The following is a 12,254-nucleotide window of genomic DNA, read 5'->3' on the forward strand; positions in this document are numbered from 1 at the left end:
CTTCGCACTGACAACGTTGTCTAACGGCGACGCGCGATGAAGGGCGAATCAGGCATATGAAAAATACGACTACCCGCAGGACGCATGGCGTTTCTGCACTGACGCTGGCGGGACTGACGCTGGCCGCCGCACTGGCGGGTTCTTTACCGGCCTCCGCGGCCGAACTCGGGGATGAGCAGCACCGACCGGCCATCCATTACACGCCGGAAAAGAACTGGATGAACGACCCCAACGGGCTCGTCTTCCACAAGGGCGTCTATCACATGTACTACCAGCACAACCCCTCCGGGAACACGTGGGGGAACATGTCCTGGGGCCATGCCACGTCCAAGGACCTCGTCCACTGGGAAGAACAGCCGCTGGCTATCTCCACTGATGCGGAAGAGGATGTTTTCTCCGGCAGCATCGTCGTGGACAAGGACAATACCTCCGGTTTGGGAACCAAAAAGAATCCCCCGATGATTGCGATCTACACCAGCGCCTACAAGGATGCTTCTCCACACCGCGGCCTGCAGGCGCAGTCCCTGGCCTACAGCCTGGACGACGGCCAGACCTGGACGAAATACTCAGGCAATCCCGTGCTGAACCGGAATTCGGCCAACTTTCGGGATCCCAAGGTGTTCTGGTATGGCAAACCCGGCGGCGGCTACTGGGTCATGACCGCGGTGGAGGCGCAGGAGCACAAGGTCGTCCTGTACAAGTCCGACAACCTCAAGGACTGGACCGCTTTGAGCGAGTTCGGGCCAGCCAACGCCACCGGCGGACAGTGGGAATGCCCCGACCTGTTCCCCCTGGCCGTAGATGGCGACAAGAAAAACATCAAATGGGTCATGGTGGTCAACATCAATCCCGGCGGCGTGGCTGGCGGCTCCGCCGGCCAGTACTTCGTGGGCGACTTCGACGGCACCACCTTCACCTCCGAAACCACCGAACCCGCCACTGTGGCACCGGCCGGCACAGTCCTCGCCGGATTCAACGACGGAACCTACAACGGCTGGACCGTGAACAACGAACCGGGCAACTGGAAGAACGGCCCCTTCGGTGACGCCCCGGCGACCGGTTCCCTGCCCGGTCAGAACCTGGTGACCGGATTCGGCGGCAGCGGACTGAGCAACTCCTTCAACGACGGCGACTGGCCCCTCGGTTCCATGCAGTCACCAACCTTCACGGTGACCGATGACTACCTGAATTTCCTCGTTGGCGGGGGCAAGCACCCCCGCGTCTCCGACAAGCTGGACAATAACCCGCCCGAGGGGGAGCTCAAGTTTGGGGGCTTCGAGGTTCCCGAGGGGACGACGCTGGCCGATGCCGGCTGGACCGGCACAGGAGACCTGACCCCCAATTTCCAGCCAGCCACCAGCGGTGGGGACTTTTACCTTGGCGCCAAACGGATCAATACGTTCGAAGCCGGCACCGTACCCGGTGATGACCGGCAGGGTACCCTGACATCACCCGATTTCCCCATCACGAAGAATTTCATGAGCATGCTGGTCGGCGGCGGCAACCGCCCGGCCGACTCCGGACAGACCTTGGCCGTCGAGCTGCTCATCAATGGCAGTGTGGTCCGCTCCCTGGCCGGCGACAACGCCGGGGTGCTGAACTGGAAAGGCTGGGACGTTTCGGAATTCGCGGGCCAGAATGCACAGTTGAGGATCGTTGACCAAGCTACCGGGGGGTGGGGGCACGTGACCCTTGACCACGTCATGCTCACTGACACTGCCGCTGTTCCCAGGTCCGATGAAGAAACAGTGAACTTGGTAGTCAACGGGCAGGTGGTCCGTACGGCCACCGGCAACGACAGCGAGACCTTGGACTGGGCATCATGGAATGTCAAGGAATTTGTTGGCCAGCAGGCACAAATCAAGGTTGTCGATAACAACAGGTTCGGCTGGGGGCATATACTCGCCGACGAATTCACAGCAAGCTCCACAGCAGCGACGTCCCGGCTGGAGTCCTATGACTGGCTGGATTACGGACGGGACTACTACGCCACCGTATCCTTCGCCAATATGCCCGACGACAAGCGGGTCATGCTGGGCTGGATGAACAACTGGGACTACGCCAACAACATCCCAACCAGCCCCTGGCGCAGCGCCATGGCCCTGCCCCGCGAAGTGAAACTCACGCAAACCCCTGACGGCCCCCGCCTCGCCCAAAGTGCCGTAAAGCAGGTGGAAAAACTGGGAGGGAAGGTCACCTATAACGACAGGAAGGGCGGCCCGATTTCCGCAGGGACGCACCCGCTGCCCGCACAGTCGGCAGGCCAGGTGCAGCAGGTGGACATCACCTTCGCCCCCGGTACCGCAACAAAATCCGGCATCACCGTCCTGGGCGACGGAAACTCAGCCACCGTCATCGGCTACGATGCCACGACCGGGAAGATGTTCGTTGACCGCACAAAATCCGGCAACACAACCTTCCACCCTGCCTTCGCCTCCATCGAGGACGCCCCCGTCACCCTGGACAAGAACGGCAACGTCACCCTGCGGATCTACCTCGACCGTTCCTCCGTGGAGGTGTTCGCCCAGGACGGCCTAAAAACCATCACCGACCAGGTGTTCCCCAACCCAGGAGCCGACAAGATGGCCCTCTTCGCCGAAGGCGGGAGCGCCCAGCTCAAATCACTCACCGTGACACCGCTGGAAAAGGCAATGTTCCTCCCCGAAAAGAAATAACTCACCCGCGAGGTAACCAGATCACGTGAGCGTAGGAGCTGAAGGGGCTGAATTCGGTATCCACCGAGCTCAGCCCCTTCAGCTTTCCTTGCGCCGCGTTGCCAAGTCTCAACAGAAACAGAAAGAATTTGGACGGACTTCTCGCCCCCTGTTGTCAGGCTGAAGCACACCCAAACCTGACGTCAGGCACACGCCTGAAACCGGACCGCCTGCGCTCACTCGTCCAGACGCCGACCGACAAGGGTGTGCGCGTGGAGTTCGCAAGGCTCACCTGGCATCACGGACGAGAACCCACCTATGGCAAACCTCGTGCTGTCGGTGAGGGGCGCTTCGCCGAATTCGAACGGACCGTCGTCAAGGAACGGACCAGGCTTACGGGACACCGGCGGGAGACAGCGGCACCACAAGCGATGCTTGTATTACAAGCTTCAGACTTGTATCCTATGTGTGAGGGCAATGCAGCCCGGACAGCCTGCTTTCGAGGAGCATCAATGAGTACCGTCGACTTCATCCGGCACGTCAAGCTTTCCACCGCCCGGCTGCCGCTGGCCGTCCCCATCAGCGATGCCAAGGTTTTCACCGGCCGGCAGAAGCCCATGACCGAAGTGGTGTTCCTGTTCGCCGAAATCACCACCGAACTCGGGCACAGCGGCATCGGCTTCAGCTACTCCAAGCGCGCCGGCGGCCCCGCCCAGTATGCCCACGCCAAGGAAGTGGCCGAGGGACTCATCGGCGAGGACCCCAACGACATCGGCAAGATCTATACCAAACTGCTGTGGGCCGGCGCCTCCGTTGGCCGTTCGGGCGTCGCCACCCAGGCCCTCGCCGCCATTGATATTGCCCTGTACGACCTCAAGGCCAAGCGGGCCGGCCTGTCACTGGCCAAGTTCCTCGGCGCCTACCGCGACTCCGTCCAGACCTACAACACGTCCGGCGGCTTCCTTAACGCTTCTCTCGAGGAGGTCAAGGCCCGGGCCACCGTCCTCCTGGAGGAGGGCATCGGCGGCATCAAGATCAAGGTTGGCCTGCCGGACACGGCCGAGGATCTTCGCCGCGTGGCCGGCATCCGCGAACACATCGGCTGGGATGTTCCCCTGATGGTGGATGCCAACCAGCAGTGGGACCGGGCCACCGCCCTGCGCATGGGACGCCAGCTGGAGCAGTTCAACCTGATCTGGATCGAAGAGCCGCTGGACGCCTACGACTTCGAGGGCCATGCCCACCTCGCCAACGTCCTGGACACCCCTATCGCCACCGGCGAGATGCTGGCCTCGGTGGCCGAGCACAAGGGCCTCATCAACGCCAACGGCTGCGACATCATCCAGCCGGACGCGCCGCGCGTCGGCGGCATCACCCAGTTCCTGCGCCTCGCCGCCCTCGCGGACGAACGCGGCCTGGGCCTGGCACCGCACTTCGCCATGGAAATCCACCTGCACCTCGCCGCGGCCTACCCGCGCGAACCGTGGGTGGAGCACTTCGACTGGCTGGACCCGCTCTTCAACGAACGCCTGGAAACCAAGAACGGCCGGATGATCGTGCCGGACCGCCCGGGCCTCGGCGTGACCCTCAGTGACCAGGCACGCGCCTGGACCACCGAGACCGTGGAGTTCGGCGCGTAACCTTGAACGCATGACCCGGAACCTGACCGCGGACCTCACCGCAGAGCTTCGCATGCGCATCGTGGACGGCGCCATCCAGCCGGGAGACAAACTTCCGAGCGAAAACACGCTGATGGGCGATTTCAATGTCAGCCGCACGGTGGTGCGCTCGGCGCTGACGCGGCTCCAGGCCGAGGGGCTCGTGGAAACTGAACGCGGGCGGGGCAGCTTCGCGCTGACCCCGCCCGACGACGGCCACCAGCCGGTTCCCGGCAGCCGGCCCGTGGCCAGCGTCGAGGACCGCCTCCACCTGCTCGAATTCCGGATGGGGGTGGAGGCCGAGGCAGCGGCGCTGGCCGCCCGCAACCACTCCGACCGCCAGCTCAGGGCGGTCAACGCCGCCCTGGAACAATTCACCTCCAGCGCGGACCACCCCGGCCACGCCATGAAGGCCGACTTCGATTTCCACCGCGCCATCGCAGCCGCTTCCGGCAACCCCTTCTACTCCGACTGCCTGGCTGCCCTGGGCCAGACGATGATCGCGATGCCGCGCACCCGGCTAATGACCGGCGTCGAGCATTACGCGCGGGACCACTTCGACCAGGTGATCCATGAGCACCGGTCCATCGCCGCCGCCATTGCTGACGGCGACGAAGGCGCGGCAGCCGCTGCGATGCGAAGTCACCTGGCGAATTCCCGACGCCGGTTCAAGGCTTCCGTTCGCCCGGCACCGTAGGGCTTTCGGGCAACGACCTCCCGTGATGCTCCGAGGGCATCAAAGCATGCAAACTACGTGTTGGACGCGCATCAAAATCCCCGAATAAAGTGGACCCCACTTGCTGTGGTGCGCACCACAGCGCTGTCAATGGTCAACCAACTTCAGCGCACAAAATTCGAAGGATTCCCCTCATGCAGTCTGTAGACACCGCTGTCACGGATGTGGCACTCGCCACGAAGAAGTTTTTCAAGCGGGTGCTGCCCATCATGCTGGTCATGCTGGTGTGCAACCAGCTCAACCGCTCCAACATCGGTTACGCCCAGGAGCATCTCCAGGCCGATGTTGGCATCGGGGCGGCCGCCTACGGCTTCGGAGCGGGGCTGTTCTTCATCGCCTATGCCATCTTCGAGCTTCCCAGCAACGTCATGATGGAGAAGTTTGGCGCGAAGGTGTGGCTGGCCCGCATCATGGTCAGCTGGGGCATCGTCTCGTTCCTCATGGCCTTCGTCCAGAATGAAATGATGTTCTACGTGCTCCGCTTCCTGCTGGGCGCCGCCGAAGCGGGATTCTTCCCGGCCGTCATCTTCTACTTTGCCCGCTGGGTCCCGGCGGGCCAGCGCGGCAAGGCGACCGCCATCTTCATCGCCGGCTCATCCATTGCGGCGGCTCTGTCCGGGCCCATCGCCGGCATGCTCCTGAGCCTGGACGACCTCTTGGGGATCCGTGGCTGGCAGTGGCTGTTCGGCTTCGAAGGCGTGCTCTCGGTGGTGGTGGGCATCGTGGTGTTCTTCCTGTTGGATGCCAAGATCCAGGATGCCAAGTGGCTCTCGGCCGGTGAGAAGACTGCCCTTGTGGGCGCCATCGCGGCGGAGGACGCCCGGCACACCACCGAGCTCGGCGCGACGGTCAACCGCTGGAAGATGCTGCTCAACCCGCAGATCCTGCTGCTGTGCGGCATCTACTTCTCCATCCAGCTTTCCATTTACGCCAACACGTTCTGGCTTCCCAGCATCGTGAAGCAGATTCCCGGCACCACGGACCTGAGCGTCGGCTTCCTGTCCGCCATCCCGTGGGTGTGCGCCGTCGTCGCGATGTATTTTGCCGCCAAGATGCAGGACAAGGCGACGTCCAAGCGGCCCCTGCTGGTGGTGGCGCTCCTGGTCGCCGCAGTCGGCACGCTTGCCGCTGCCGTCGCCACGCCGGTCTTGGCACTCGTCTTCCTGGCTATCGCGGCCATGGGCTTCAAGAGCGCCTCGCCGCTGTTCTGGACCATTCCGCAGTCAGGCCTGCACCCGATGGTCCTGGCCCCGGCCATCGCCATCATCAACTCCCTGGGCAACCTCGGCGGCTTCGTGGCACCGTTCGGCTTCGGCCTCATCAAGGAGGGCACCGGCAGCGTTGTGCCCGGCCTGTTTGCCTTGGCCGCGGCATCCACTGTCGCCGCCGGGCTGGTCTACTTCCTGAAAGAGCGCCGCCACACCTCCACGCCTGGTGGGGAGACAGCCCCCGAGCAGGAGCCAGCAGGCGCCGCGTCGGAGAAACTGGAGCCGGCCGCCGCCCGCTAGGAGCCACGCACCACACCAGCCCGGCTCGGCATTCCCCGCCTGGTGGTCCATTCCCCGCCGCGTTACCGGGGGATTGGACCGTCGGGCGGGGAAAAGCTGTCGGAGGCGGAAAAGCCGCGGCCCGGCAGGCCGTCGCGGGGAAGCTCAGTTCCCGCGGGCCAGCACCTGCCCCTTGAAGAATTCGGGCCGCAGCCGGGACATCACCAGCATGATCACCACGCCCAGAAGGATCACGCCCATGCCCAGGATGAACACCATCCCCACGCCGCCCACCGATGATCCGGAGCCGTACTCGGGGTCCATGGAATCGGAGGCTGTCTTGAGGAACATCACCAGCAGGATGACGCCACCCAGCAACGGCGCCAGGAACTTGAAGAAGAAGGCGCGGCCATTGCTGAACGCCTCTGCCCGGAAGAACCAGACACAAGCCAGGGCCGTAAGGCCGTAGTAGAAGCAGATCATCATGCCCAGCGCTGTGATGGTGTCCCACAGCGCGTTCTCAGAGGTGGTCCGGGTGATGACGTAGAACGCTGCGGCGGCAACGCCGGCGGCGATCGTGGCGTAGTTCGGGGACTTGAAACGCGGGCTGACTTTGCCGAAGCTGGCCGGGAGTGCCTGGTAGTGGCCCATCGCCAGCATGGTCCGCGCCGGCGAGACAAACGTGGACTGCAGCGATGCGGCAGAACTGCTCAGGATGGCGAGGGACATCAGAATGGCGAATGGTCCCATGACCGGCCCGGCGAGGACAGCAAAGATACTCGACTGGTTCTCCGGATTCCCCGCGCCCAGGCCGGTGTCGCTCACGCCGGCAAAGGAAAGGGTGGCCAACGCAACGGTCATGTAGATCGCCACAATGACCACGACGGTGACGGTGGCCGCCCGCCCAGGGGTCTTCTCCGGATTTTTGGTTTCCTCATTCATGGTCAGGGTGACGTCCCAGCCCCAGTAATGAAGATGGAGAGGGAAACCCCGGCAGCAAAGGCTGAGAAGGATCCAACCGCGAAGGGGTTGAACCAGTCCGGTGAAATGGCAGTCGCATCAAACGCCGTGCCGCCGGCAACGTGACTGAAGGCAGCAACGGCAAACCAGCCCAAAACCAGCAACTGGAACGCCACCAATACATACTGCACGCCCTTGGTGGTTTCCATGCCACGGTAGGAAATCCAGCAGGCCAGGGCGATGAACACCAGGGTGGTGGCGATGTTCAGCGGCAGGTTCTTGCTCAGTTCGCCCAGTTCCGGGTTCCCGAACAGCTGGGCCAGCATGAGGTAGAAGAAGTCGACGGCGACAGCCGCCAGGTTGGACAGCACAATGATGGTGGCCGCAATCAGCCCCCAGCCACCCATCCAGCCGATCCACGGGCCAAAGGCGCGCGATGCCCACGTGAACGAGGTGCCGGCGTCGGGCATGGCATTGTTCAGTTCGCGGTAGCCGAACGCCACCAGGATCATGGGGATAAAGCCCACCAGGAACACCGCCGGCAGCTGAACCCCCACTTCCGATACCGTTGGCCCCAGCGCCGCGGTCAGCGTGTACGCGGGCGCGATGCAGGAAACGCCGATCACGACGGCGCCCACCAGCCCCACCGCTCCGGCCTTCAGGCCCTTCCCGCTCAGGCCTTTGTCAGCCCGGCCTGGGTCCGTGGTGCTGGGCGGCTGTGCGGTCACTTCTTTGGGACTCATGGCATTGCCTCTCGTATGGTCATTCGACGCTGAATGGTTTGGGCTGGTGCGCTCAGCCGACGGCGGCCGCGGCCCTGTTCGCCGCACCGGAAACGCCCGCCGCAGCAATAATGGCCGCCGCAGTGCGCTGGCCCATGCGGATGGCTCCGTCAACGTGCTGGTAGCCCTCGGCCGCGATGTCTGACGAGCACCAGTAGATAGGGCCGACGGGGGTGTGCTGGTCCTTGCCGTAACGGTGCAGGCCGCCCAGGTCGTAGCTCGCCGCGTAGGCGCCCCGGGTCCACTCCTCCGAGCCCCAGTCGGATTCGTAGTAGACCTCGGGCTCCAGGGCCTTATCCCCCAGGAACCCGGCGATCGATTCCAGGATGACGCGGCGGCGGTCCCCGGCACTCAGCTCGAAGACGGCGTCGGCCTTTTCATCCGAAACGAAGCCCACCAGCGTTCCACGTGAATCACCGTGGTTGGTGTTGTCGTAGACCTCCTGGACCAGCGAACCGGCACCGAAACCTGTTCCCGAAAGTCCGTCCTCACGCCAGAACGGCGTGCTGTAGACGGCGTGGACCTTGATCACCAGGCCCAGCGACTGGTGCTGGTGCATCTGGTGCTGGCGCCGCGGCAGCGGAGGGTCAAAAGAGACCCTCGAGTAGAGGTTCGGCGGCACAGCCATGATCACAAACCGGGCGTTCACAGTGGCGCGCTCTGCGACCACGGTGACGCGGTGATCTGCTTCCGTTTCCGTCTCCCAGGTGACGGTGCGCACCGGACTGTTAAGTACGACGTCGGCACCCAGCTCCTGTGCCTGCAGCAGGGAGACCTGCTGCATCCCGCCGATAACCCGCTTGTCCAGGATGAAGTCCTCGTCCGTGAGGTGGCTGAAGGACCCGGCGGAGGCTGCCATCAGGACTGCCTGCAGTGCCGAAAATGCGTGTGCGGGCTTGGTGAGCATGCCCCCGGCGATGAACAGGCCAATGTTGTTGCAGGCCTCCTCGTCGCCGGAGTTTTTGCGCAGCCAGTGGTGGAAGGAGATGGTGTCCAGTTCACGGGCTTTGGGGTGCGCCCACGGTTCGGTGGCGCCGATTTCTGCGGCAAGGCTGTCCAGGATGCCGATGAGCTTGTCCATTTCCTCCCCGGTGGCTTCACTCACCGGGAAGGAATCGCCGGTGTAACGGGTCTTCCCACCGTCGGCGCCGATATAGACGGATTCGCCCGAACGGTAGCGGGAGTAGGTCTTCAGGCCGAGCTCATCCAGGAGCTCCAGCAGCGCAGTCTGGTCCGGTGAGACCCACTGGCCACCGATTTCCAGCACGGCCCCGTCGACGGTGTCGGTCCAGGTTCGGCCGCCCACGCGGTCCCGTGCTTCCAGTACTGCCACGGTGAGGCCGGCCTTCTTCAGCTCGCGGGCGGCGGTCAGCCCGGACGGGCCAGCGCCAACGATGACGACGTCGCGGTCAAGATTCAGCATGATGTCCTTTCTCGGGCAATTCGCGTGATGCAAACCACTAAATGAATGCCGTTCATTTACGAGAACTATAGCTGCTGTGGGGCCGGCGAGGAAGAGGTGGGTGGAATAATGCTGTGGATACTGCCCGCAGAAAGGCCAGCAATGCCGGCACCGCCAGCCAATTCACCCGGCATCAGGGAGCGCGAAACCGCGCCGAAAAACGGCGCGGAGCGGCGTCGCGCCGGGCGGCCCGCTGCAGCCGTTCTCGACCTGGCGGGAATCACGGCAGCGGCCCTGCGCCTCATCAGCGAGAACGGCTACGACGGACTCACCATGGCCGCACTCGCCCGCTCACTGCACGTCGCGCCGTCGGCCCTCTACAACCATGTGGAATCCAAGCGGGATGTGCTCCTGCTCGTGGAAGACCACCTGACTGCGTTGGTCGATGTGACCGCATTCGCGGCAGAACCCTGGGAGTCCGCGGTGCGGAAGTGGGCCTGGAGCTACCGGGACGTCTTCGCGGAGCACACGCCGCTGATCCCAGTCATCGCCGTACTTCCCGTGACTGACGCGCCCCGGACCCTCGCCATGTATGAGACGGTCAGCGCCGGATTCCGGGCAGCCGGCTTCCCGGAGGAGCGGATCGTATCCGCCATCGTGGCCCTGGAGTCCTTCATCTTTGGTTCCGCCTACGATGTGACTGCCCCGGCCGACATCTTCGATTCCGGCAGCATGGCGGAATCGACGCCGAGCTTCACGGGGGCAGTCCGAAGCCTGGCCGCACAGGGACACGGGAAACCTGCGGACGTGGCGTTCAGCCTGGGCCTTGAGGCGCTTATTGGGGGCTTCGGCGCGTTACGGGAGTAGCGCCGCCCCTGCGGTTAAGCAAAGGAACCCCGGTCCGAAGACCGGGGTTCCTTTGATGCGTGCGCGAGGGGGGATTTGAACCCCCACGCCCTTTCGGACACTGGCACCTGAAGCCAGCGCGTCTGCCGTTCCGCCACTCGCGCGCAACTTCTTTTCCTCGAATCACGGCGGGTTTCCCCGATCCGCAACCTTGTAAAAGCAGCGAGATCAAGCATAACGGACATCAGCGGTAAAACACTAATTGACGTCCGGAAGCCTCCAAAGCCCGCCGCGCCACCACACCCGCTGACGCCGGAAACTGAACTTTTCCGGCGGCCCGGCCGTTGGGGATTAAGGTCATTCGCAGGCCTGCCCAGTAGTATCTGATGTAGTAGTGCCTGCCGCTGCACGGCGGAGCACCGCGTACTTACCTGCGCTGCTGGTTGAGTTCCGGAACGAATACTGCCCCGCAGCCGGGGGGAAAGGAGAAGGACCATGGGATTGCTGGACAAGGTCGAGCGCGGCATCGAAAAGGCCGTCCGCGGTGTCTTCTCCACCGGCTCGCGGGCCCAGGTGGAACCCGTTGAAATCGCCAGCCGCCTCCGCCGCGAACTGGACCACAAGTCGCTCACCGTTTCGGCCGGCCGCACGCTTGCCCCGAACGTGTTTGACGTCCAACTCAGTGAAAACGACTTCACCAGGGCCCAGGAATGGGGGACGCCGCTCGCTGAAGAACTGTGCGATGTGGTCATCAACCACGTCCGCAGCCAGGGGTACACACTGCAGGGGCCGGTCCGGATCTCGTTCCGCCGCGCGGAGGAAATGCGCGCCGGCGACTTCGAAATCGCCTCATCCACCGAGAAGTCCGCCGGCTCCCCCGGTACACCGGCGCCCAGGCCCAACCTCCCGGCCGCCCCCACCCGCGAGCCGGTCCGGCTCCAACCCGTGCTGGACATCGACGGCCAGCGTTATTCCCTGAACGCCCCCTCCATCGTCCTGGGACGCTCCTCAGAGGCCGACATCCTGGTTGACGACACCGGCGTTTCACGGCGCCACCTGGAGATCCGCACCGCCAGCGGGGTGACCAGCGCCGTGGATCTCGGCTCCACGAACGGCAGCTACGTCAACGGCCACAAAGTGGCGGGCAGCACCGAACTGACAGACGGCTCCACGATCACGATGGGACGGACAAAGATCATCTTCCGCCTGCTCCCCGCCGGCCCTGGTGGCCGCCGGTGAGTGACATGAGCGAACTGACCATTACCGCCCTGCGGTTTGGATTCCTGATCCTGCTCTGGGTTCTCATCTTCAGCATCGTCTCCGCCATGCGCCGCGACCTCATGGTGGGCCGGAAGGCCGCCGCGGGCACACCCACGGCGCGGCAGGTCCGCAAAAATCCCGAGCTGGCCGAAGCTCCGCCGCAGCCGGTCAAACAGCAGGCCCACCAGCTTGTTGTCACCGAGGGACCACTCAAAGGCACCACCCTCCCCCTGGCCGCCAGCCCCATCCTGCTGGGCCGCGCGCAGGAAGCCACGCTCGTGCTGGAGGACGACTATGCGTCGGGCCGCCACGCGCGGTTATTTCCGCAGGGCAGCCGCTGGTTCATCGAGGACCTTGGCTCCACCAACGGCACCTATCTGGCCGACCAGCAACTGACCCGGGCCCTGCCCGTCGAGCTTGGCGTACCCGTGAGAATCGGCAAGACGGTCATCGAATTGAGGCCGTAGCA

At 64.1% G+C, this 12,254-nt stretch carries 8 protein-coding genes, 1 tRNA gene and 1 pseudogene; 7 read left to right on the forward strand and 3 right to left on the reverse strand.

Features of this window, described 5'->3' with window-relative positions:
• Positions 1 to 56: 56 nt before the first annotated feature.
• The 4 genes from IAQ70_RS16915 to IAQ70_RS16930 all read left to right on the forward strand — a co-directional run bounded on the left by IAQ70_RS16915 (position 57) and on the right by IAQ70_RS16930 (position 6,556).
• Entirely contained in the window at positions 57 to 2,675 is a 2,619-nt protein-coding gene (locus IAQ70_RS16915; protein ID WP_190990492.1) for a GH32 C-terminal domain-containing protein, read from the forward strand.
• A 491-nt stretch (positions 2,676 to 3,166) separates the two neighbouring features.
• Positions 3,167 to 4,294 carry an L-talarate/galactarate dehydratase gene (locus tag IAQ70_RS16920; RefSeq protein ID WP_190990493.1) on the forward strand — a complete coding sequence of 376 codons (1,128 nt, stop codon included), beginning with the start codon at positions 3,167 to 3,169 and terminating at the stop codon, positions 4,292 to 4,294.
• Positions 4,295 to 4,304: 10 nt separating this feature from the next.
• Positions 4,305 to 5,009, forward strand: coding sequence for a FadR/GntR family transcriptional regulator (locus IAQ70_RS16925; protein WP_190990494.1), 705 nt, complete (start codon positions 4,305 to 4,307; stop codon positions 5,007 to 5,009).
• Positions 5,010 to 5,182: 173 nt separating this feature from the next.
• A complete protein-coding gene (locus IAQ70_RS16930; protein WP_190990495.1) occupies positions 5,183 to 6,556 on the forward strand; it encodes an MFS transporter in 1,374 nt (457 codons plus the stop codon).
• Positions 6,557 to 6,700: 144 nt separating this feature from the next.
• Here IAQ70_RS16930 and IAQ70_RS16935 read toward each other — a convergent pair.
• Together IAQ70_RS16935 and IAQ70_RS16940 are read right to left on the reverse strand one after the other, a co-directional pair.
• Positions 6,701 to 8,238, reverse strand: a pseudogene (locus IAQ70_RS16935) (APC family permease).
• Between the two features lie 52 nt (positions 8,239 to 8,290).
• Positions 8,291 to 9,700, reverse strand: a complete 1,410-nt coding sequence (locus tag IAQ70_RS16940) for an FAD-dependent oxidoreductase (RefSeq protein WP_190990496.1) — start codon at positions 9,698 to 9,700, stop codon at positions 8,291 to 8,293.
• A 108-nt stretch (positions 9,701 to 9,808) separates the two neighbouring features.
• Here IAQ70_RS16940 and IAQ70_RS16945 point away from each other — a divergent pair, with 108 nt between their 5' ends.
• Complete coding sequence (locus tag IAQ70_RS16945; protein ID WP_190990497.1) at positions 9,809 to 10,546, forward strand: TetR/AcrR family transcriptional regulator; 738 nt, start codon at positions 9,809 to 9,811, stop codon at positions 10,544 to 10,546.
• A 60-nt stretch (positions 10,547 to 10,606) separates the two neighbouring features.
• Here the strand turns inward: IAQ70_RS16945 and IAQ70_RS16950 are convergent.
• Positions 10,607 to 10,689, reverse strand: a tRNA-Leu gene (locus IAQ70_RS16950).
• Positions 10,690 to 11,020: 331 nt separating this feature from the next.
• Here IAQ70_RS16950 and IAQ70_RS16955 point away from each other — a divergent pair.
• Complete coding sequence (locus tag IAQ70_RS16955; protein ID WP_190990498.1) at positions 11,021 to 11,764, forward strand: FhaA domain-containing protein; 744 nt, start codon at positions 11,021 to 11,023, stop codon at positions 11,762 to 11,764.
• 5 nt (positions 11,765 to 11,769) lie between these two features.
• Entirely contained in the window at positions 11,770 to 12,252 is a 483-nt protein-coding gene (locus IAQ70_RS16960) for an FHA domain-containing protein FhaB/FipA (RefSeq protein ID WP_190990499.1), read from the forward strand.
• The last annotated feature ends 2 nt before the right edge of the window (positions 12,253 to 12,254 follow it).

Origin of the sequence: Pseudarthrobacter sulfonivorans, assembly GCF_014712225.1 — a bacterium.
In the GTDB taxonomy this organism is placed as follows: Bacteria; Actinomycetota; Actinomycetes; order Actinomycetales; family Micrococcaceae; genus Arthrobacter; species Arthrobacter sulfonivorans.

Coding starts and splice junctions, on each gene's coding strand:
- IAQ70_RS16915 (WP_190990492.1), top strand. CDS start 57: ATGAAAAATACGACTACCCGCAGGACGCATGGCGTTTCTGCACTGACG.
- IAQ70_RS16920 (WP_190990493.1), top strand. CDS start 3,167: ATGAGTACCGTCGACTTCATCCGGCACGTCAAGCTTTCCACCGCCCGG.
- IAQ70_RS16925 (WP_190990494.1), top strand. CDS start 4,305: ATGACCCGGAACCTGACCGCGGACCTCACCGCAGAGCTTCGCATGCGC.
- IAQ70_RS16930 (WP_190990495.1), top strand. CDS start 5,183: ATGCAGTCTGTAGACACCGCTGTCACGGATGTGGCACTCGCCACGAAG.
- IAQ70_RS16940 (WP_190990496.1), bottom strand. CDS start 9,700: ATGCTGAATCTTGACCGCGACGTCGTCATCGTTGGCGCTGGCCCGTCC.
- IAQ70_RS16945 (WP_190990497.1), top strand. CDS start 9,809: ATGCTGTGGATACTGCCCGCAGAAAGGCCAGCAATGCCGGCACCGCCA.
- IAQ70_RS16955 (WP_190990498.1), top strand. CDS start 11,021: ATGGGATTGCTGGACAAGGTCGAGCGCGGCATCGAAAAGGCCGTCCGC.
- IAQ70_RS16960 (WP_190990499.1), top strand. CDS start 11,770: ATGAGCGAACTGACCATTACCGCCCTGCGGTTTGGATTCCTGATCCTG.